Below are 21,684 nucleotides of genomic sequence, written 5' to 3' on the forward strand. Positions count from 1 at the left end.
ATTGAAGATCGTGCATCGATAGTGGCCATCCGATACTCTTCGCATGAAATTAATTCAAAATGTAAGGGACTACGATGAAACACCTCCGCCCGATCCTCATGGCAGCACTGCTGTGCGCACTTCACGCCCCCGTGCAAGCGGCCAGCAACCCTCCCCCGGCGCCCGCTGAAGTTGCCCAAGCGCAGCAAACGCCCGAACAATTTCTCGCCACCCTGAAGCAGCAGCACGGCACCATCACCCTGCCCTCCGGCATTGCAACGCTGAAGCTCAGTAAAGAATTTTATTACCTGGACCCGAATGACACTGAACGCCTGCTGACCGAGGGTTGGGGCAACCCACCCGGCCACAAGACCTTGGGCATGATCATTCCAACAGCCGTAAACCCACTGACCGCCAGCGGCTGGGGCGTGATTGTCAGCTATAAGGACGACGGGCATATTTCCGACGAAGATGCGGCAAAAATCGACTATGCCGACCTGCTCAAACAAATGCAGGAAGAGGATGAGGAAGACAATAAGGAGCGGCAGAAGCAGGGCTATGCCGGCCTGCACCTGCTGGGCTGGGCCGAGCAACCGCACTACGACGAAACCAGCCACAAAATGTACTGGGCCCGGGAACTGAAAGCCGATGACGCCGAGGACAGCACGCTGAATTACAGCATTCGGGTGCTGGGCCGCAAAGGTGTCCTGGAGTTGAACGCTGTTGCCTCAATGGCAGACATGCCGATGATCAAGCAGGAATTACCCAAAGTCATCGCCTTTACCAACTTCACTGAGGGCAACCTGTACACCGACTACAACCCTGGAACCGACAAACTGGCGTCTTATGGCCTGGCGGCACTGGTGGGTGGTGGTCTGGCTGCCAAGGCCGGGTTATTTGCCAAGATCGGCATTTTCCTGCTGGCCGCGAAGAAGTTCTTGATTGTGGGACTGGTGGTGATAGCAGGCTTTGTCCGCAAGCTGTTCAGCCGAAAACCTTAAGGTTCTGGCCCTTCCGTGCTGCCGGGTGACGCTGGCAGCGCAGGATCTGCAGGCATGACAAACCCGCTACAGGACAGCGCAGCAGACGAACAAAAATAAGGTTTTTTAAAACGAGATGTATCGGAGGATGTTGCGCGCTCAAGCCCTCGAATCTGAGGACATGGCGTTATGGAGGCAACCCCACCAGCCACACCCCGGCACACAATGTTCCCGCTGTGGCTGCTTCCTTCCGGATCTGACCAGGTTCACGGGTAATCGTTGCGGGGGGACCGATGGGGTCACCATAACGACGCTCACCTGACGGCGAGCCGCGCCATTGTACCTATCTGAGACGAAGTTACAACCGTTCGGGGGGATTAAAAATATGAGAGAGCTCAAGCACTTGCTACTGCGCTTGCAACACCTCATCCGCCCGGCCGCCCTCTTGCTGGATCACCAGGTGGATGAAGTGCAGCTTGGAGATCACTGCTGGCGGCAGGACGAACGGATAGAAATCTGGCTGCCCCATGCTGCGCGACAGTTCATTCAGCATACCGGCCAGTTCGATCCACGCATTGACGAACGACAGGAACGCCGCGCCGCCGGGATGCTGTGGATCGTAGAGGGTACTTGGGGGAAACGGCTGATAGTCGAAGTCCATCTCCCTGGCACTCATCCCGAACCCCAACGCCGTATCCACTGCGTCCATCATGTGCAGGTAGTGAGCCCAGGTTTCGGCCCAATCTTCCCACGGATGCATGGTCGCGTAGGCGCTGACGTAATGAGGCTGCCAGTCGAGCGGCGCGCCTTGCTGGTAATGCCGTTCGAGGGCGTCGGCATAACTGGCGCGCTCGTCGCCGAACAGGCCACGGAACGGTTCCAGCCAATGACTGTTGGCGATCAGCCGGTCCCAGTAGTAATGCCCGACTTCATGCCGAAAATGCCCGAGCAACGTGCGATAAGGTTCGTGCATCTGCACCCGAATCTGCTCGCGATGAGCGTCGTCGGCTTCTTTGATATCGAGGGTGATCAGACCGTTGGCGTGACCAGTGGTTGGCGGCTTGCCTTCGAGGTCGACACCAATGAAATCGAAAGCCAGCCCGGTCTCTTCGTCCACGGTTTTGGGAATCACCTGCAAACCCAGGCTGACCAACTGTGCGACCAGACGCCGCTTGGCCGTTTCGACCTTGCGCCAGCGTTCGTGATTTTCGGCAATCGACAGGTCGGGGATGGTGTGGTTCAGGCTACAGGCGATGCATAACGCATCATGGTCATTGGCGGGCAACAGCCAATTGCACGCGGCCGGGGAATCGAGGTTGGCGCAGCGGCGCAAGACACCTGCTTCGGGATCGGCGTCGAGCAACCAGGTATCAGCCTGCAAGCCGGGCTGCAGCGACGATAGGCGACTCTGCTCCGGTTGATACCCCAACGCCGCCGAACACGCCAGGCACTGGCTGTTGCGAAAAAACAGCGACTGCCCGCAGCGGCACTGCCAGACCTTACTGTTGCGCGAGCTTTCGCCGATGAAGGGCGCGGCGATGCGTGTACTGAGCTGTTCGAAGAAGCGGTACATGGCGATCTCTCCCTGGGGCTTGCCAAGACTAGATCATTCCCGCGCCGTGATCGTTCCCGCGTTTTTGCGTGGGCAAAACCAAAAGATCGCAGCCTCATTTCACTCGACAGCTCCTACAGAGGATATGCATTTCAATGTAGGAGCTGTCGAGTGAAACGAGGCGGCGATCTTGGCGACCTTAAACGTTGATGCCGTGCTTACTCAGAAATTCGACAAACGCCTCTTCATCCAAAACCTTCAACCCCAGCTCATTAGCCTTTGCCAACTTCGAGCCGGCACCCGGCCCAGCGACCACACAATGAGTCTTGGCCGACACCGAGCCCGCTACCTTGGCACCGAGGCTTTCAAGTTTGTCCTTGGCGATGTCGCGGCTCATCAACTCCAGCGAACCGGTCAGCACCCAGGTCTGCCCGGCCAGCGGCAAGCCTTCAACGACTTTCTTCTCGCTCTGCCAGTGCATGCCGAAATCGCGCAGCTGTTTCTCGGCGGCTTCAGCAATTTGGCGATTTTGCGCAACCGCAAAAAACTCCCGAACCGAAGTGGCCTGTTTCTCCGGCAGCGCCTGACGCATATCCAGCCAGTCGGCGCTGAAAACCCCTTCAAGCGAACCAAACTTGTCCGCCAGTTTCTGCGCCCCACCCGGCCCGACCGAAGGAATATGCAACTTGTCGAGGAAACCGCCCAGCGTGGTGCTGGCGGCAAACTCGGCACCCAGCTCACCCTGATCCTGAATCTGCAGGCCGTGCTTGAGCAGGTCCTTGATCACCTGCTGGTTATGCGCATCTTCAAAGAAGCTGTGAATCTCGTGAGCCACTTCCAGGCCAACGTCCGGCAAATACGTGAGCACTTGCGGCAACGCCTGCTGAACCCGCTCCAGCGAGCCGAGAGAACGCGCCAGCACCTTCGCCGTCTCTTCGCCGACATCGGGAATTCCGAGGGCGTAGATGAAGCGTGCCAGGCTCGGCTTCTTGCTGTCTTCGATGGCGCTGAGCAGGTTCTTGCTCGACAGTTCGGCAAAGCCTTCCAGATCGACGATTTGCTCGAACGTCAGCGCGTAAAGATCGGCCGGCGAATTTACCAGACCTTCATCCACTAACTGCTCGACGCTCTTCTCGCCCAGGCCTTCAATGTCCATGGCGCGACGGGAGACGAAGTGAATGATTGCCTGCTTGAGTTGCGCACCGCAGGCCAGACGACCGACGCAGCGGTACACCGCGCCTTCACTGACGGTCTCGCGACCTTTGCTGCGCTTGACCAGTTGCGTGCGCTCGACATGCGAGCCACAGACCGGGCACTTCTCGGGAATCTGTACTGGTCGTGCGTTGTCCGGACGACGCTCCATGACCACCTGCACCACCTGCGGAATCACGTCGCCCGCGCGGCGAATGATCACGGTGTCGCCAATCATCAGGCCCAGACGCGCCACTTCGTCCATGTTGTGCAGCGTCGCGTTGGCCACGGTCACACCGGCGACCTTGACCGGTTTCAAGCGCGCCACGGGCGTCACCGCACCGGTACGACCGACCTGGAACTCCACGTCGAGCAATTCAGTGAGTTCTTCCATGGCCGGGAATTTGTGCGCGATCGCCCAGCGCGGTTCACGAGCACGGAAGCCCAGCTCACGCTGAGAGGCAATGCTGTTGACCTTGAACACCACGCCGTCGATTTCGTAGGGCAGCGAATTTCGGCGCTCACCGATGTCACGGTAATAATCCAGGCATTCATCAATGCCGTGAGCCAGTTTCAACTCATGACTGATCGGCATGCCCCAGGCTTTGAGTTGCTGCAGATTGCCAATGTGCGTATCAGCAATATCGGCCGAAATCTGACCGATGCCATAGCAGCAGAACTCCAGCGGACGGTTGGCGGTGATCTTCGAATCGAGCTGGCGCAAGCTGCCGGCCGCCGCGTTGCGCGGATTGGCGAAGGTCTTGCCGCCGACTTCCAGCTGCGTGGCGTTGAGGCGTTCGAAACCGGCCTTGGACATGAACACTTCGCCGCGCACTTCCAGGGTCGCGGGCCAGCCAGTGCCGTGCAACTTGAGCGGAATGTTGCGCACGGTACGGACGTTGACGCTGATGTCTTCGCCGGTGGTGCCATCGCCACGAGTCGCGCCGCGCACCAGCACGCCGTCCTGATACAGCAAGCTGACCGCCAGGCCATCGAGCTTCGGTTCACAGCTGTATTCCACCGCCGCGCCGCCGCCAAACAAATCGCCAACCGGCAGATCCAGCCCTTCGGTTACCCGACGATCGAACTCGCGCATGTCGGTTTCTTCGAAGGCGTTGCCGAGGCTGAGCATCGGTACTTCGTGACGCACCTGAGTGAACGCCGACAGCGCCGCGCTGCCAACACGCTGGGTCGGCGAGTCGCTGGTGATCAGTTCGGGATGGGCCGCTTCGAGGGCCTTGAGCTCGTGGAACAACCGATCGTATTCGGCGTCCGGAATGCTCGGCTCGTCCAGCACGTGGTAGCGATAGTTGTGCTGATCCAGCTCAGCGCGCAGCTCTAGAATGCGGTTTTTGGCGGCGGTCATGGGTGTTCTCTCATAAAGCAAAAGAGCAGCCGTGGCTGCTCAATCTCATTTCATCCAGATCAAGAGATCGCAGCCTCGTTTCACTCGACAGCTCCTACAGGCGAAGTGATTTTCTGTAGGAGCTGTCGAGTGAAACGAGGCTGCGATGTTTTGACCTTAGCGCTTCTGGGTCAGGGCGCGACGTTCAAACTCAACGATGCGCTGACGGTAATGCTCAATCGTCTGGGCAGTCAGCACGCTGCGCTGGTCGTCTTTCAGTTCGCCGTTCAGCTCCTGAGACAGTTTACGCGCCGCGGCCACCATCACATCGAAGGCTTGCTTCGGATGACGCGGGCCTGGCAGGCCGAGGAAGAAACTCACTGCCGGCGTGCTGAAGTGGTCGATGTCGTCCAGATCGAAGACGCCCGGCTTGACCGCATTGGCCATCGAGAACAGGACTTCGCCGTTGCCGGCCATGCTTTCGTGGCGGTGGAAGATGTCCATCTCGCCGAAACGCAGACCGCTTTCCAGAATGTTCTGCAACAGCGCCGGCCCTTTGAAGCCGGCGGCGTCGCGGCAGATCACGCTGATCACCAGCACTTCTTCGGCTTGCGGTTGTTCCTTGTCGCTGGCCGAACTCGAAGCCTTGGTGTCATCCGGGAAATCGTCGTCACGGCTGCTGAAGCTCGGGCCGCCGTCCAGATCCAGACTGAGGTTCATGTCGCCCTGGGAAGGCTCGCCATGGCCACGCTTGCCGCGCTTGGAACCCGACTCACGCGACTCACGGGCAGGCATGCTCACCGACGGCAGATCGTGCTCGTCCAGTTGCGGTTCTTTATGCGTATCCAGCACGCGGGGCGGGCCCAACAGCTCGGCGCTGGTGTCCTCTTCCGGCAAGTTGGACAAACTTCGGTCGAGACGGAATTTCAGTTTCCCCTTGCCGCCGCGCATGCGACGCCAGCCATCGAAAAGAATACCGGCAATGACAATAATGCCGATGACGATCAGCCACTCGCGCAGACCGATTTCCATGTAATCCCGTGCCTCTATAAAAAATGCTGAAAAATAAGAGGTTTACAACTCGTAAACCGCTTTAAAACGTGGCGCCAACTCTATGTTCTGACAGGCGTTTTGCCCACGTATACGAAAAATTGACATTAAACTAGCACGACCAAAGGCAACTTTACACCGTCTGTCACAATGGCTTGCGCGAATATGTCGATTGGCCAGCAAGTCAGGGCAGGTAAATAAGTCCTACAACTCAAAAATACCTCTCCTACAAGCGCCGACTCAGGCATCCACCATCGCCATCGCCTCCTCGACATCCACTGCCACCAAACGCGAGCAACCCGGTTCGTGCATCGTCACCCCCATCAGTTGCTCGGCCATTTCCATGGCGATCTTGTTGTGGGTGATATAGATGAACTGCACCGTCTGCGACATCTCTTTGACCAGTCGTGCGTAGCGTCCAACGTTAGCGTCATCCAATGGCGCGTCAACTTCATCGAGCATGCAGAACGGCGCCGGATTCAACTTGAAGATGGCAAAAACCAGAGCCAAGGCCGTCAGGGCTTTTTCGCCACCGGAGAGCAAATGGATGGTGCTGTTCTTCTTTCCTGGCGGCTGCGCCATGATCGTTACCCCTGTATCGAGTAGATCTTCGCCCGTCAGTTCCAAATAGGCGCGTCCTCCACCGAAAACTTTTGGGAAAAGGGCCTGTAAACCGCCATTGATCTGATCAAAGGTATCTTTGAAGCGGTTTCGGGTTTCCTTGTCGATCTTGCGAATCACGTTCTCGAGCGTATCCAGCGCCTCGACCAAATCGTCGTTCTGCGCATCCAGATAACGTTTACGCTCGGATTGTTGCTGGTATTCGTCGATGGCCGCCAGGTTGATCGCACCGAGGCGCTGAATCCGCGCGGCAATGCGCTCGAGTTCTTCTTCGGCGTCTTTCTCGTTGGCCTCGGCCACGAGCGTGGCGAGTACGCCATGAAGGTCGTAGCCGTCTTCAAGCAACTGATCTTCGAGCGCCTTGCGGCGCACGGTCAGGGCCTGCCATTCCATGCGCTGGGTTTCCATCTGGCCGCGAATCAATTGCGATTGCTGCTCGGCCTGGTTGCGACGTTTTTCCGCATCACGCAATTCACGGTCAGCGTCTTCAAGAGCGATCTGCGCAGTCTTGAGTTCTTCGTCGACGGTCATGCGTTTGTCGAGCAACTCTTCGAGTTTGAGGCGCAACTCTTCCAGCGGCGCCTCGCCCTCCTCCAGATTGAGGCTGAGCTGTTCGCGCTTCTCGGTCAGGCGCTCGGACTGCATTTCCAGACGTTCCAGCGCCTGACGCGTCGAGTCGTGTTGCGCCTTGAGCGAACCCAGACGCACCGCCAGTTGATGGGCGTGATCCTTGTGCTGCCGGGCTTCCTGCCGCACCCGATCGAGTCGCTCGCGCAAGCTGTCGCGCTGAGCCAGCAGCAACTCGCGCTGCTCGGTGTCCAGCGCCATGCTGTCGAGGGCTTCCTGCAATTGCAGACGCGCCTCGCCGATATTTTCGTGTTCCAGAGCGCGTTGCTCAGCCAGCTCGGTGAGCTCTTCGTCCAGTCGTGTACGGCGCAGGGTCAGTTGTTCGGCCTTGGCTTTACCGGCGGACAATTGCGCTTTCAGTTCACCTTGCTGACGCGCTTCGTCTTGCAGCAAACGACGCAGATGTTCGCGACCGTTTTCCTGCTGACGCTGCTGCGCCCTGAGATTTTGAAGTTGGGTTTCCAGGGTTTCGACCGTGGCTTCGCGCTCTTCGCGCTCAAGGCCCAGACGCTGGATTTCCTGACCACGAGCCAGCACACCGCTTTCCGCTTCGCTGGCCCGGCGCACGCGCAAGAAGTGCCGACCGACCCAGTAACCGTCGCGGCTGATCAGACTTTCGCCGGCCGCCAATTGACCACGCAAGGCCAAAGCCTGTTCAAGACTGTCGACCGGTTTAACCTGCCCCAGCCACGGCGCCAGATCGATCTGCGCTTCAACTTTATCGAGCAAGCTGCCGGGCACGCGCACGCCATCAGTGGCAGGGCTGAGCAAGCGCAAATCGCCTTGGGCAAAACCGGCCAGATCGAAATCGCCGAAGTCATCCACCAGCACCGCTTGCAGGTCGGCGCCGAGCACGGTTTCCACCGCCAGCTCCCAACCGGCTTCGACTTTCAGACCTTCGGCCAGACGCGGACGGTCCGCCAAATGTTGTTCGCGCAGCCATTCAGCGGTGCCGGTGCCCGGATCGAGTGCGGCTTGTTGCAAGGCTTCAAGGGAGGCGAGGCGACCGTTCAGACGCTGCAAATCGCCCTGAGCCTGCTGCTGATTTTGCAGCGCTAATTGCAATTCCTGACGCAGTTGCTCAAGGCGTTCGACCTGGGCTTCTTCGCTGGCCTGCAAGTCTTCGAGGGTCGCTTCACTCGCGGCCAATTGCTCGCTGAGTTCCATGATCGCCGCGTCTTCCGGGTCTGCCGAGAGCAACGCGCGCTCTTCGCCGAGACGCTTCTGACGATCGGCCAGTCGCTCCATGCTGGTTTCCAGCTGCTGGATGCGCGACTGCTGAACTTCGGACTGGCGACGCGGCTCGGCGGCCGTCAGGTTGAAGGTGTCCCATTGCTCTTGCCAGGCGTGCATGGTGGTTTCGGATTCTTCCAGCGCGGCGGCAGCTTCTTCGGCGGCGGCGCTGGTGACTTCCTGTTCGGGGGTGAGCATGTCCAGCTCTTCGCCCAGGGTCAGCAGCAAGGTGCGGTCATGACCCAAGTGAGACTCGGTTTCCAGACGCGCACGCTCGGCTTCTTTCAGATCGTCCTGCAGCTGGCGTAGGCGTTGCTGACCGTGCTGGATGCTCTGCTCGACCCGGGCAATGTCGCCGCCGACCGAATAGAAGCGCCCCTGCACCAGATTGAAGCGTTCGGACAGGTCGTGGTGCCCGTCCCGGAAGCGTTCGATAGCCGCATCGGCGTTGCGCTGCTCGGCCACCAGCGCTTCGAAGGTAACTTCCTGATTGCCGATGATTGCTTCGCGCTGACCGACCTGCTCGTTCAACGCCTGCCAGCGCAGCGCCGACAGTTGGGCCTTGAGCTGACGCTCCTCGCCCTTGTATTCCTGATACTTCTTGGCGGCCTCGGCCTGGCGGTACAAGCGTTCAAGCTGACGCTCGAGTTCTTCGCGCAGGTCGGTCAGGCGGGCCAGGTTTTCGTGGGTGCGGCGGATGCGGTTTTCAGTCTCGCGCCGGCGCTCCTTGTACTTGGAAATGCCCGCGGCTTCTTCGATGAAGTTACGCAGGTCTTCGGGCTTGGACTCGATCAGCTTGGAGATCATCCCCTGCTCGATAATCGAGTAGCTGCGCGGGCCCAGGCCTGTGCCCAAAAAGATGTCGGTGATATCGCGACGGCGGCATTTGGTGCCGTTGAGGTAGTAGGTGGTCTGGCTGTCGCGAGTCACTTTGCGGCGAATGGAAATTTCCGCATAGGCCGCGTATTCGCCGAGCAGGGTGCCGTCGGAGTTATCGAACACCAGCTCGATGCTGGCCTGGCTCACCGGTTTGCGGCTGGTGGAGCCGTTGAAGATGACGTCGGTCATCGACTCGCCGCGCAGGTTCTTGGCCGAACTCTCGCCCATCACCCAGCGGACGGCGTCGATGATGTTCGACTTGCCGCAACCATTGGGCCCGACCACCGCCGCCATGTTACTGGGGAAGTTCACCGTGGTCGGGTCGACGAAGGATTTGAACCCCGCCAGCTTGATGCACTTTAGCCGCACGCTTAAGCGTCCGTCAGGGCAGAAACCACCAGATCACTGCTGCGCTGGGCATACGCCGTCAGCACAATGCGGATCTGCGGAAAATCACGGGCCAGCACGGCGGCGAGCAAGCGTTCGAACAGTTCGAGGAACTCGCTCATCGAGGCCTTGCGCTGTTCCAGGGCGAGGAAATACGCGCGGCTCATGGCCGGCTGCAGATTCTCGACGGTTTCCTGCAAGTACGGGTTGTTGGCGAACGGATACGCGGCGCGCATCACACTGAAGCTGTCGTCGACAAAGGTGCGAATGTCCTGACGCTCGTAGCTGGCGGTCAGACGCTGCTGGATTTGCACGAACGGCGCCATATCGGCCTGGACTTGCCAGCCGCTGGCCACTGCATTGCCCAGCAGAATGTAAAGCTCGCTCATCAGCGTGCACAGGCTCTGGACCTTGTGAACCGTGAGTTCGGTTACGTGGGCGCCGCGTCGCGGCAGGATCGCGATCAGGTGGCGGCGCTCGAGGATCAGCAAGGCTTCACGGACCGAACCGCGGCTGACATTGAGGGCCAGCGTGACCTTCTGTTCCTGGATGCGCTCCCCGGGCTTCATTTCGCCACGAATGATGCGTTCGGCGAGGTGGTGAGCAATTTGCTCGGCGAGGCTGTCCGGCGCCTTGAACGTCATGGTTGTCCTTCAAACTCTTCGATTTGCACAAGCGGCGCAGTGTAGCGCACATGAAGGGTCATGGCGGAGTGCCCACTCGGCGGTTTTTGGCACGAATCCAGCAAAAAGCAGGCTATCCCGTAAGGGTCAATAATGAAGGAACGAGTCGTTGATCGACAAAATGCTATTTCCTGACCTTTAAGTCAGAAAATCATTGACCGCAAAGTCAGACCTGATAAATTCGGTTCAAGTCGGTTAACAACAATAATGAGTCTGCGAGGCCTTCCGTGATCCAGTTTTTACTTAACCAGGAACTCCGTAGCGAGCACGCCCTGGACCCAAACCTGACCGTGCTCAATTATCTGCGCGACCATGTGGGCAAACCCGGCACCAAAGAAGGCTGCGCCAGCGGTGACTGCGGCGCCTGCACCGTGGTGGTTGGCGAGCTGCAAACGGATGACGATGGCCGCGAACACATTCGCTATCGCAGCCTCAACTCGTGCCTGACATTCGTTTCGTCACTGCACGGCAAACAATTGATCAGCGTTGAAGACCTCAAGCACCAAGGCGAACTGCACAGCGTGCAGAAAGCCATGGTCGAATGCCACGGCTCGCAATGCGGTTTCTGCACGCCTGGCTTTGTGATGTCGCTGTTCGCGCTGCAAAAGAACAGCGATCAACCGGATGCTCATAAAGCCCACGAGGCGCTGGCCGGCAACCTCTGCCGCTGCACCGGCTATCGGCCGATTCTGGCGGCTGCCGAACAATCCTGCTGCGGCAAGCAAACGGACCAGTTCGACGCCCGTGAAGCCGACACCATCGCTCGCCTTAAAGCCATCGCCCCCACCGACATCGGCGAACTCAACAGTGGCGACAAGCGCTGCCTGGTGCCGCTGACCGTCGCCGATCTGGCTGACCTCTATGACGCTTATCCACAGGCTCGCCTGCTGGCCGGCGGCACGGATCTGGCGCTGGAAGTCACGCAGTTCCACCGCACCCTGCCGGTGATGATCTACGTCGGCAACGTCGCCGAGATGAAGCGCATCGAGCGTTTCGACGATCGCCTGGAAATCGGCGCCGCCACCGCCCTCTCCGATTGCTATGAGGCCTTGAAAGCCGAGTACCCGGACTTCGGCGAATTGCTGCAACGCTTTGCCTCCCTGCAGATCCGCAACCAGGGCACCCTCGGCGGCAACATCGGCAACGCTTCACCCATCGGTGACTCCCCGCCCCTGCTGATTGCACTCGGCGCGCAGATTGTCCTGTGCAAAGGCGAAGTCCGCCGCACGATGGCGCTGGAAGATTACTTCATCGATTACCGGGTTACCGCGCGTCAGGAAAGCGAGTTCATCGAAAAGATCATCGTGCCGCGTGCCAGCGCCGAACAACTGTTCCGCGCCTACAAAGTATCGAAACGTCTGGACGATGACATTTCCGCTGTCTGTGCCGCGTTCAACCTGCGCATCGACAACGGCGTGATCGCCGACGCCCGCGTCGCCTTCGGCGGCATGGCGGCAACGCCAAAACGCGCCAAGGCCTGCGAAACTGTATTGCTCGGTGCCACCTGGAACAACGACACCGTCGAACGCGCCTGCGCTGCGCTGGCCGAAGATTTCACGCCGCTCTCGGACTTCCGCGCCAGCAAGGAATACCGCCTGCTCAGCGCCCAGAACCTGTTGCGTAAATACTTCATCGAACTGCAAACACCGCACATCGAGACTCGGGTGACCGCTTATGTCTAATCATCACGCCGTAGAGAAGACCCAGGCCGAATTGGCTGAACTGTTCGCCAAGGACCTGACCACCGGTGTCGGCCGTAGCGTCAAGCACGACAGCGCCGCCAAGCACGTGTCCGGTGAAGCGCAGTACATCGACGACCGGCTGGAATTTCCAAACCAGTTGCATGTTTACGCACGCCTGTCGGACCGCGCCCACGCAAAAATCATCAGCATCGACACCAAACCTTGTTACGCCTTCGACGGCGTGCGCATCGCTATCACCCACAAAGACGTGCCGGGCCTGAAAGACATCGGCCCATTGCTGCCGGGTGACCCGTTGCTGGCCATCGACGACGTGCAGTTCGTCGGTCAAGTGGTGCTCGCCGTTGCGGCGAAGGACCTGGAAACCGCACGCAAAGCCGCGATGGCCGCGATCATCGAATACGACGATCTGGAGCCGGTGCTGGACGTGGTCGAAGCACTTCGAAAACGCCACTTTGTGCTCGACAGCCACACGCATCAGCGCGGAGATTCGGCCAACGCGCTGGCGACTGCTGAGCATCGTATCCAGGGCACGTTGCACATCGGTGGCCAGGAACACTTCTATCTGGAAACCCAGATCTCTTCAGTTATGCCGACTGAAGACGGCGGCATGATCGTCTACTGCTCGACGCAGAACCCCACCGAAGTGCAGAAACTGGTGGCCGAAGTGCTCGATGTGTCGATGAACAAAATCGTCGTAGACATGCGCCGCATGGGCGGTGGTTTCGGCGGCAAGGAAACCCAGGCCGCGAGCCCGGCGTGCCTGTGCGCAGTGATCGCGCACCTCACCGGCCAGCCGACCAAAATGCGCCTGCCGCGGGTCGAAGACATGCTGATGACCGGCAAGCGTCACCCGTTCTATGTCGAGTACGACGTGGGCTTCGACAGCACCGGTCGGCTGCACGGTATTGCCCTGGAACTGGCTGGTAACTGCGGTTGCTCGCCGGACCTCTCGGCGTCGATTGTCGACCGCGCGATGTTCCACGCCGACAACTCGTACTACCTGGGCGACGCGACCATCAATGGTCATCGCTGCAAAACCAACACCGCGTCGAATACCGCTTACCGGGGCTTCGGCGGCCCGCAAGGGATGGTCGCCATCGAAGAAGTAATGGACGCCATCGCCCGCCATCTGGCCCTCGATCCGCTGGCGGTGCGCAAGGCCAACTATTACGGCAAGACCGAGCGCAACGTTACCCATTACTACCAGACCGTCGAGCACAACATGCTCGAGGAAATGACCGCCGAACTCGAAGCAAGCAGCCAGTACGCCGAGCGTCGCGAAGCGATCCGTCGCTACAACGCCAACAGCCCGATCCTGAAAAAAGGCCTGGCGTTGACCCCGGTGAAATTCGGTATTTCCTTCACTGCCAGCTTCCTCAATCAGGCCGGTGCGCTGATCCACATCTACACCGACGGCAGCATCCACCTCAACCATGGCGGCACCGAAATGGGCCAGGGCCTGAACACCAAAGTCGCGCAGGTCGTGGCCGAAGTGTTCCAGGTGGAAATGGACCGCGTGCAGATCACCGCGACCAACACCGACAAGGTGCCGAACACCTCGCCGACCGCCGCGTCCAGCGGTGCCGACCTGAACGGTAAAGCCGCGCAGAACGCCGCTGAAATCATCAAGAAGCGCCTGGTTGAATTTGCCGCGAGGCAGTACAAGGTCAGCGAAGAAGACGTGGAATTTCACAACGGTCACGTGCGGGTTCGCGATCACATCCTGACCTTTGAATCGCTGATCCAGCAGGCGTATTTCGCTCAGGTGTCGTTGTCGAGCACCGGGTTCTACAAGACCCCGAAAATCTTCTACGACCGTAGCCAGGCGCGGGGCCGGCCGTTCTACTACTACGCCTTCGGCGCAGCGTGCTGCGAGGTGATCATCGACACCCTCACCGGCGAGTACAAAATGCTGCGTACCGACATCCTCCACGACGTCGGCGACTCACTGAACCCGGCGATCGACATCGGTCAGGTCGAGGGTGGTTTCATCCAGGGCATGGGGTGGCTGACCATGGAAGAACTGGTGTGGAACAACAAGGGCAAATTGATGACCAACGGCCCGGCCAGCTACAAGATCCCGGCGGTCGCGGACATGCCGCTGGACCTGCGGGTGAAGCTGGTGGAAAACCGCAAAAACCCGGAAGACACAGTCTTCCATTCCAAGGCCGTGGGCGAGCCGCCGTTCATGCTGGGTATCGCGTCGTGGTGTGCGATCAAGGACGCCGTTGCGAGTCTTGGCGACTACAAGCATCAACCGAAAATCGACGCACCGGCGACGCCGGAGCGGGTGTTGTGGGGCTGTGAGCAGATGCGCCAGTTGAAGGCGGCGAAGGCTGTCGAGGCTGAGCCTGAGTTAGCTTCGCTCTAAAACCGCGTCGCGGCCTTCGCGAGCAAGTCGAATCGTCGCACCGCCGCTCCCACAGGGGAATGCGTTCCAAACTGTGGGAGCGGGCTTGCTCGCGAAGAGGCCCGAACAGACAACAGAGATGTCGAGGTGAAACATGTACAACTGGATCGACGCCCTCGCCGACCTGCAATCCCAGGGTGAACCCTGCGTGTTGGTGACCATTATCGAAGAGCTCGGCTCAACGCCGCGCAATGCCGGTTCGAAGATGGTCATCAGCGCCAACCAGACCTTCGACACCATCGGTGGCGGGCATCTGGAATACAAGGCCATGCAAATCGGCCGCGAGATGCTTGCCAGCGGTAAGCAGGACACGCACCTTGAGCGCTTCAGCCTCGGCGCCAGCCTGGGTCAGTGCTGCGGCGGTGTGACGGTGTTGCTGTTCGAACCGATGGGCCAGGTCCAGGCGCAGATCGCCGTATTCGGTGCCGGCCACGTCGGCCGGGCGCTGGTGCCGCTGCTCGCCAGCCTGCCCTGCCGGGTGCGCTGGATCGATTCGCGGGAAGCCGAATTCCCGGAACAGATCCCCCACGGCGTACGCAAAATCGTCAGCGAAGAACCGGTGGACGAAATCGATGACCTGCCCGCCGGCAGCTACTGCATCGTCATGACCCACAATCATCAGCTCGACCTCGAACTCACCGCCGCGATCCTCAAACGCAACGACTTCGCCTACTTCGGCCTGATCGGTTCGAAGACCAAACGGGTGAAGTTCGAACACCGCTTGCGTGACCGTGGTTTCGACAGCGCCGTGCTGCAACGCATGCGCTGCCCGATGGGCATCGGCGAAGTCAAAGGCAAGTTGCCTGTGGAAATCGCCATCTCCATCGCCGGCGAAATCATCGCCACCTATAACGCCAATTTCGGCCAGCACACCGCCAGCGCCGGATCATCGATCGCCAAACTGCTGCCTGCCTCACGCCGCAGCCAAGCCACGAATTGAGAAATTTTATGCCTCTGACTCGCAAAGCCTACCGCGCCGCCATTCTGCACAGCATCGCTGATCCTGCCGAAGTCGGTATTGAAGCCTCTTATGAGTATTTCGAAGACGGCTTGCTGGTGGTTGATAACGGCCAGATCAGCGCCCTTGGTCACGCCAGCGACTTGCTGCCGACCCTGCCGGCCGACATCGAGATCACCCATTATCAGGACGCGCTGATCACCCCAGGCTTCATCGACACCCACATTCACTTGCCGCAAACCGGCATGGTCGGCGCCTACGGCGAGCAGTTGCTGGACTGGCTCAACACCTACACCTTCCCGTGCGAAAGCCAGTTCGCCGACAAGGCTCACGCTGACCAAGTCGCGGACATCTTCATCAAGGAACTGCTGCGCAACGGCACCACCACGGCGCTGGTGTTCGGCAGCGTGCACCCGCAGTCGGTGAATTCGTTCTTCGAGGCCGCCGAACAACTGGACCTGCGGATGATCGCCGGCAAGGTGATGATGGACCGCAACGCGCCGGACTACCTGACCGACACCGCCGAATCCAGCTATATCGAGAGCAAGGCGCTGATCGAACGCTGGCACGGCAAGGGTCGCCTCCACTACGCGGTCACCCCGCGCTTCGCCCCGACCAGCACCCCGGAACAGCTGACCCTCGCCGGCCAGTTACTCAGCGAATTCCCAGACGTGTACATGCAGACTCACATCAGCGAAAACCTCAAGGAAGTCGAGTGGGTCAAGGAGCTGTTCCCGGAGCGCAAAGGCTACCTGGACGTCTACGACCACTACAAATTACTCGGCGAACGTTCGGTATTCGCCCACGGCGTGCACCTGTGCGATGACGAGTGCGCGCGACTGGCGGAAACCGGCTCGGCGATCGCCTTCTGCCCGACGTCGAACTTCTTCCTCGGCAGCGGCCTGTTCAACCTGCCGATGGCCGAGAAGCACAAATTGAATGTCGGCCTCGGTACGGACGTCGGTGGCGGCACCAGTTTCTCGCTGCTGCAAACGTTGAATGAAGCGTACAAGGTCATGCAGCTGCAAGGTGCGCGACTGAGCCCGTTCAAATCGCTGTACCTGGCCACCCTCGGCGGCGCTCGCGCGCTGCGCCTGGAAAACAAGATCGGCACCCTGCAACCGGGCACTGATGCGGACTTCCTGGTGCTGGACTACAACGCCACACCGCTGCTCAGTTATCGCTTGAAGCAGACCAATAACATTGCCGAGACGTTGTTTGTGTTGATGACGCTGGGGGATGACCGGACGGTGTTGCAGACGTATGCGGCGGGGAATCAGGTGCATCAGCGCTAGGTTTTTTCGGGCACAAAAAAATCCCCCGCAGCTCTGCAGCCCCGGGGGATTTTTATTGCCTGTCAGAAGATCAAAAGATCGCAGCCTCGTTTCACTCGACAGCTCCTACATTGGAAAACGTACCCCTGTAGGAGCTATCGAGTGAAACGAGGCTGCGATCTTTTCAACAAGCAACAACCAACAATCAGAGCTTGACCGCTGGCCGCCCTGGCTTTTTGGTCTGCAACAAATGCGAGAACACCGCATGCAAATCATCCGACGCGCTTTCCTCGTCGAGGTTGAGTTTGCTGTCGATGTGATCCATGTGATGCATCATCAGGTCCACCGCCAGCTCAGCGTTGCGCGCTTCGATGGCGTCGATCAGCTGCGTGTGCTCATCGTAGGAACAGTGGGAGCGATTGCCGCTTTCATACTGGGCAATGATCAACGAAGTCTGGGACACCAGGCTGCGCTGGAAGCTGATCAGCGGCGCGTTTTTCGCCGCTTCGGCCAACTTCAAGTGGAACTCGCCCGACAGACGGATGCCGGCACCGCGATCGCCACGGGAGAAGCTGTCGCGCTCGTCGTTGACCATCTGGCGCAACTCGGCAATCTGCTCGGCAGTGGCGTGCTGCACCGCCAATTCAGTGATCGCACGCTCCACCAGACGCCGGGCCATGAACACCTGGCGAGCCTCTTCGACACTCGGGCTGGCGACGACAGCGCCACGGTTCGGACGCAGCAGCACGACGCCTTCATGGGCCAGGCGCGAGAGCGCGCGGCGAATGATGGTGCGACTGACCCCGAAAATTTCCCCCAGCGCTTCTTCGCTCAACTTGGTACCGGGCGCCAGACGCTGTTCGAGGATGGCCTCGAAGATATGCGCATAGACAATATCGTCCTGGGTACCGCTGCGGCCGGCTTTGCCTGCTCGCGGTTGTTTCTTTAGGGGTTGCAACTGTTCGTTCATGGGCACTCGAGTCGGAAGAACTGCGGCGAATTGACCGTGACTGTAATACGGCACAGTGGGTCGCTGGCAAGTATCGCGTAAAAAACACTGCGATTGTACACAATGGAGGGTGGCAACACGACTGTACGGCTGTTTGTCACTTCCGCTGTATTGCAACGACTGGTTACTTTTGAGTTTAGGCTTGAACGCAGAATCCTGTAGGAGCTGCCGAGTAAAACGAGGCTGCGATCTTTTGATCGTAGAAAATCAACATCAAAAGATCGCAGCCTCGTTTCACTCGACAGCTCCTACATTGGAAGACTTCACTTCGGAACATCTTCATACGTAAAAAGGAACACCGCTGTCATGAACGACGTCACGCACACGCAACTCCGCCCTTTTTCCGATACGTCGCCTTCTGCGATCGTCGCCGGCTTCATCGCGATGATGACCGGCTACACCAGTTCCCTGGTGCTGATGTTCCAGGCCGGGCAAGCGGCGGGTCTGACCAGCGGGCAGATTTCCTCGTGGATCTGGGCGATTTCGATTGGCATGGCGGTGTGCTCGATTGGCCTGTCCCTGCGTTATCGCACGCCGATCACCATCGCCTGGTCGACACCCGGCGCAGCGTTGCTGATCACCAGTCTGGGCGGCGTAACCTACGGCGAAGCCATTGGCGCCTACATTACCTGCGCGGTGCTGGTGACGATTTGTGGCCTGACCGGCAGCTTCGAACGGCTGGTGAAAAAGATTCCGGCGTCATTGGCCGCTGCGCTGTTGGCGGGGATTCTGTTCAAGATCGGCAGCGAAATCTTCGTCGCCGCGCAGCATCGCACCGCGCTGGTATTGGGCATGTTCTTCACTTATCTGGTGGTCAAACGTCTGTCGCCACGTTATGCCGTACTCGCCGCGCTGTTGATCGGCACGGCGCTGTCAGGGTTCATGGGCCTGCTGGACTTCAGCGGTTTTCATCTGGAAGTGGCGACGCCGGTCTGGACCACGCCGCACTTCTCCCTCGCCGCGACCATCAGCATCGGCATTCCGCTGTTTGTCGTGGCAATGACCTCGCAGAACATGCCCGGCATCGCCGTGCTGCGCGCCGACGGTTACACCGTGCCGGCCTCGCCGTTGATCACCACCACGGGCATCGCTTCGCTGCTGCTGGCGCCGTTCGGTTCCCACGGGATCAACCTGGCAGCCATCAGCGCGGCGATTTGCACCGGGCCGCATGCCCATGAAGATCGTAACAAGCGCTACACGGCGGCCGTCTGGTGCGGGATTTTCTACGGGATTGCCGGGGTGTTCGGCGCGACACTGGCGGCGCTGTTTGCCGCGCTACCGAAAGAATTGGTGCTGTCGATTGCGGCACTCGCGTTGTTCGGCTCGATCATCAATGGCTTGAGCATTGCGATGAACGAAGTGAAGGAACGTGAAGCGGCGCTGATTACCTTTATGGTCACGGCGTCGGGGCTGACGCTATTTTCCATCGGTTCGGCGTTCTGGGGGATTGTGGCGGGGGTGCTGACGTTGGTGATTCTGAATTGGCGCAAGGCCTGAAAGGCAAAAGATCGCAGCCTCGTTCCACTCGACAGCTCCTACACAGCTCTTACAACGATTGCGTCCACCCTGTAGGAGCTGTCGAGTGAAACGAGGCTGCGATCCTTCGATCTCCGCAAAAAAAAACGGCGACCCTTGGGTCGCCGTTTTTTAGAACATCAAGCTACCGGATTGATCGGCTTTTCCGGGTACCAGACGTCGATCAGCGGGCTGACAGTCGCTTCAGTCAGTTCGCTGCGGCCTTTGAGCCAGGCTTCAACAGCGGCACGCTGCTCTTCGGACACCGAGCCACGCTTCTGCAGGCAAACCAGACCGAAGTCGTCGCCGCCAACATAGCCCAGACCGTTGGCTTCCATGGCTTCTTTCAGGAACGCGTCGAGGAAAGCATCAATGGCTTCATCAGCCAAATCTTCTTTGAAATCCAGGTTCAGTTCGAAACCCAGCTCTTGAAATTCATCGACGCACAGTTTTTTGCGCAGACGCTGGGAACGGTTAGTCGCCATTGGAACAATCCTCATAAGTAATAACGGGCGGCACTTTAGCAGTTTAAGGCGCCGATTGCCCGTCTCTCTGGGCTGCAAGCCCTACCGTCGGTAAAAAATAGCGGATTAGAAGGCCAGGGCACGGCACAAGCCGCTACACCTTGGGGCATAATGCCGACACTTTCATGACCACTGAGGGAATTTATCTTCATGCCCTCGTCTTTTTCCCCCTCGGCTGTAGGGTTTTATTTCACATGATCAAATCTTTGCGTCCATTGTTACTGGCCGGTTTTCTGCTCCCGCTGGCCTTCTCTGTTTCCGCCGCTTCGATCAACACCGCGCTGTCGCCCAACGTTGAAAAAGCCCTCAAGGCCAGCAAGATGCAGGACAACGCCCTGTCGCTGGTGATGATCCCGCTCAACGGCCCTGGCACCCCGACCATTTTCAACGCTGACGTCTCCGTCAATCCGGCCTCGACCATGAAACTGGTCACCACTTACGCAGCGCTGGAAATGCTCGGCCCGAACCACCAGTGGAAAACCGAGTTCTACACCGACGGCACGCTCAGCGGCGGCATCCTCAACGGCAACCTCTACCTCAAGGGTGGCGGCGATCCGAAGCTGAACATGGAAAAGCTCTGGTTGCTGATGCGTGACCTGCGCGCGAATGGTGTGACGCAAATCACCGGCGACCTGGTGCTGGACCGCAATTTCTTCGTACAGCCGCAATTGCCGCAGTTCAACGACGACGGCAATGACGATAACAAGCCGTTCCTGGTCAAACCTGACGCGCTGATGGTCAACCTCAAGGCCCTGCGCTTTGTGGCGCGCAACGACAACGGCCGGGTGCTTGTGTCGGTTGAACCGCCGATTGCCACCATTCGCATCGAAAACCAGGTCAAAGCCGTCAACTCCAAGCAATGCACCGGTGGCGTGCGTTACAACCCGGTGACCCAGGCCGATGGCAGCGTGACCGTGACGGTTGGCGGCCAGTTGGGCGAGGGCTGCAGTTCCCAGACTTACCTGTCGCTGCTCGACCACGCGACCTACACCGCGGGTGCCGTGCGAGCGATCTGGAAGGAACTGGGCGGTAGCATTCAGGGCGTGGACCGTCTGGCGCCAACACCTAAAGATGCCAAGGTCCTGGCTCGGGCCTTCTCACCGGACCTGGCGGAAATCATCCGCGACATCAACAAATACAGTAACAACACCATGGCCCAGCAGCTGTTCCTGAGCCTGGGTGCGAAGTTCCGCACCGAGGCCGACGGTGACGATGCCAAGGCTGCACAGCGTGTCGTGCGTCAGTGGCTGGCGAAGAAAGGCATCACCGCGCCGCACCTGGTGATGGAAAACGGTTCCGGCCTGTCCCGTGCGGAACGGGTGAGTGCGCGTGAAATGGCCGGCATGCTGCAAGCGGCCTGGAAAAGCCCGTATTCGGCCGAGTTCATCAGCTCAATGCCGATTGCCGGCACCGACGGCACCATGCGCAAACGCCTGAAGACTACTGCGATGCGCGGTGAAGCCCACGTCAAGACCGGCACCTTGAATACCGTGCGGGCGATTGCCGGCTTCAGCCGCGACATCAACGGCAATACCTGGGCGGTAGTGGCGATCCTCAACGACAAGGCACCGTTTGGCGCGTCGTCGGTGCTGGATCAGGTGCTGCTGGACCTGTATCGCCAGCCGAAACTGCCGGAAACGGCTTCGGTGTTGTAACCTTTAAAATCAAAAGATCGTCCGAACGCGGCCCGAACCTTCGGCAGTTCCTACAGGTGTACACATAACCCTGTAGGAGCTGCCGCAGGCTGCGATCTTTTCAATTCAC

14 protein-coding genes and 1 other RNA gene are annotated in these 21,684 nt (G+C 59.3%); 7 read left to right on the plus strand and 8 right to left on the minus strand.

The features are described from left to right. Positions 1-74: 74 nt before the first annotated feature. Positions 75-980 (plus strand): DUF2167 domain-containing protein, encoded by a 906-nt coding sequence (locus ACA059_RS22260; protein ID WP_497631026.1) that lies wholly within the window; start codon positions 75-77, stop codon positions 978-980. A 178-nt stretch (positions 981-1,158) separates the two neighbouring features. Here the strand turns inward: ACA059_RS22260 and ffs are convergent. From ffs to ACA059_RS22290, 6 genes are all read right to left on the minus strand, one after another. After that, positions 1,159-1,255: signal recognition particle sRNA small type (gene ffs / locus ACA059_RS22265), an RNA gene on the minus strand. Between the two features lie 110 nt (positions 1,256-1,365). Beyond that, positions 1,366-2,532 (minus strand): zinc-binding metallopeptidase family protein, encoded by a 1,167-nt coding sequence (locus ACA059_RS22270; RefSeq protein ID WP_497631027.1) that lies wholly within the window; start codon positions 2,530-2,532, stop codon positions 1,366-1,368. Positions 2,533-2,710: 178 nt separating this feature from the next. Next, positions 2,711-5,068 carry an NAD-dependent DNA ligase LigA gene (gene ligA / locus ACA059_RS22275; protein WP_497631028.1) on the minus strand — a complete coding sequence of 786 codons (2,358 nt, stop codon included), beginning with the start codon at positions 5,066-5,068 and terminating at the stop codon, positions 2,711-2,713. A gap of 156 nt (positions 5,069-5,224) precedes the next feature. Continuing rightward, positions 5,225-6,079: a cell division protein ZipA gene (gene zipA / locus ACA059_RS22280; RefSeq protein ID WP_497631029.1), complete on the minus strand. Its 855-nt coding sequence runs from the start codon at positions 6,077-6,079 to the stop codon at positions 5,225-5,227. Positions 6,080-6,337: 258 nt separating this feature from the next. Further along, complete coding sequence (gene smc / locus ACA059_RS22285; protein WP_497631030.1) at positions 6,338-9,826, minus strand: chromosome segregation protein SMC; 3,489 nt, start codon at positions 9,824-9,826, stop codon at positions 6,338-6,340. Between the two features lie 2 nt (positions 9,827-9,828). Further along, the gene (locus ACA059_RS22290; protein ID WP_046047881.1) at positions 9,829-10,488 is read right to left on the minus strand and encodes a GntR family transcriptional regulator; all 660 of its coding nucleotides are present in this window, start codon (positions 10,486-10,488) and stop codon (positions 9,829-9,831) included. Between the two features lie 266 nt (positions 10,489-10,754). On the opposite strand from ACA059_RS22290, the gene xdhA reads away from it, so the two are divergent. The 4 genes from xdhA to guaD all read left to right on the plus strand — a co-directional run bounded on the left by xdhA (position 10,755) and on the right by guaD (position 16,893). Next, complete coding sequence (xdhA, locus tag ACA059_RS22295; protein WP_497631031.1) at positions 10,755-12,209, plus strand: xanthine dehydrogenase small subunit; 1,455 nt, start codon at positions 10,755-10,757, stop codon at positions 12,207-12,209. Further along, positions 12,202-14,601: a xanthine dehydrogenase molybdopterin binding subunit gene (gene xdhB, locus ACA059_RS22300; protein ID WP_497631032.1), complete on the plus strand. Its 2,400-nt coding sequence runs from the start codon at positions 12,202-12,204 to the stop codon at positions 14,599-14,601. Before xdhA ends, xdhB begins: the two co-directional genes overlap by 8 nt. Before the next feature lie 133 nt (positions 14,602-14,734). Next, positions 14,735-15,580 carry a xanthine dehydrogenase accessory protein XdhC gene (gene xdhC / locus ACA059_RS22305; protein WP_497631033.1) on the plus strand — a complete coding sequence of 282 codons (846 nt, stop codon included), beginning with the start codon at positions 14,735-14,737 and terminating at the stop codon, positions 15,578-15,580. Positions 15,581-15,588: 8 nt separating this feature from the next. Then, entirely contained in the window at positions 15,589-16,893 is a 1,305-nt protein-coding gene (gene guaD, locus ACA059_RS22310; protein WP_497631034.1) for a guanine deaminase, read from the plus strand. A 184-nt stretch (positions 16,894-17,077) separates the two neighbouring features. Here guaD and ACA059_RS22315 read toward each other — a convergent pair whose 3' ends face one another. Then, positions 17,078-17,842 (minus strand): GntR family transcriptional regulator, encoded by a 765-nt coding sequence (locus ACA059_RS22315; RefSeq protein WP_129442830.1) that lies wholly within the window; start codon positions 17,840-17,842, stop codon positions 17,078-17,080. 345 nt (positions 17,843-18,187) lie between these two features. Here ACA059_RS22315 and ACA059_RS22320 point away from each other — a divergent pair, with 345 nt between their 5' ends. After that, positions 18,188-19,378, plus strand: a complete 1,191-nt coding sequence (locus ACA059_RS22320) for a benzoate/H(+) symporter BenE family transporter (protein WP_497631035.1) — start codon at positions 18,188-18,190, stop codon at positions 19,376-19,378. A 158-nt stretch (positions 19,379-19,536) separates the two neighbouring features. Here the strand turns inward: ACA059_RS22320 and ACA059_RS22325 are convergent, their stop codons facing one another. Further along, on the minus strand, positions 19,537-19,881 hold the full coding sequence (locus tag ACA059_RS22325; RefSeq protein WP_007896965.1) for a YggL family protein: 345 nt from the start codon (positions 19,879-19,881) through the stop codon (positions 19,537-19,539). A 233-nt stretch (positions 19,882-20,114) separates the two neighbouring features. Between ACA059_RS22325 and dacB the strand changes: the two genes are divergently transcribed. Beyond that, positions 20,115-21,575, plus strand: a complete 1,461-nt coding sequence (gene dacB, locus ACA059_RS22330) for a D-alanyl-D-alanine carboxypeptidase/D-alanyl-D-alanine endopeptidase (RefSeq protein ID WP_497631036.1) — start codon at positions 20,115-20,117, stop codon at positions 21,573-21,575. Positions 21,576-21,684: the final 109 nt, after the last annotated feature.

It is taken from the genome of Pseudomonas sp. LBUM1647, from assembly GCF_059716175.1.

What these genes read in the sequence shown, in the direction of transcription:
- ACA059_RS22260 (WP_497631026.1), top strand. Translation starts at nt 75, where the DNA reads ATGAAACACCTCCGCCCGATCCTCATGGCAGCACTGCTGTGCGCACTT.
- ACA059_RS22270 (WP_497631027.1), bottom strand. Translation starts at nt 2,532, where the DNA reads ATGTACCGCTTCTTCGAACAGCTCAGTACACGCATCGCCGCGCCCTTC.
- ligA (WP_497631028.1), bottom strand. Translation starts at nt 5,068, where the DNA reads ATGACCGCCGCCAAAAACCGCATTCTAGAGCTGCGCGCTGAGCTGGAT.
- zipA (WP_497631029.1), bottom strand. Translation starts at nt 6,079, where the DNA reads ATGGAAATCGGTCTGCGCGAGTGGCTGATCGTCATCGGCATTATTGTC.
- ACA059_RS22290 (WP_046047881.1), bottom strand. Translation starts at nt 10,488, where the DNA reads ATGACGTTCAAGGCGCCGGACAGCCTCGCCGAGCAAATTGCTCACCAC.
- xdhB (WP_497631032.1), top strand. Translation starts at nt 12,202, where the DNA reads ATGTCTAATCATCACGCCGTAGAGAAGACCCAGGCCGAATTGGCTGAA.
- xdhC (WP_497631033.1), top strand. Translation starts at nt 14,735, where the DNA reads ATGTACAACTGGATCGACGCCCTCGCCGACCTGCAATCCCAGGGTGAA.
- guaD (WP_497631034.1), top strand. Translation starts at nt 15,589, where the DNA reads ATGCCTCTGACTCGCAAAGCCTACCGCGCCGCCATTCTGCACAGCATC.
- ACA059_RS22315 (WP_129442830.1), bottom strand. Translation starts at nt 17,842, where the DNA reads ATGAACGAACAGTTGCAACCCCTAAAGAAACAACCGCGAGCAGGCAAA.
- ACA059_RS22320 (WP_497631035.1), top strand. Translation starts at nt 18,188, where the DNA reads ATGAACGACGTCACGCACACGCAACTCCGCCCTTTTTCCGATACGTCG.
- ACA059_RS22325 (WP_007896965.1), bottom strand. Translation starts at nt 19,881, where the DNA reads ATGGCGACTAACCGTTCCCAGCGTCTGCGCAAAAAACTGTGCGTCGAT.
- dacB (WP_497631036.1), top strand. Translation starts at nt 20,115, where the DNA reads ATGATCAAATCTTTGCGTCCATTGTTACTGGCCGGTTTTCTGCTCCCG.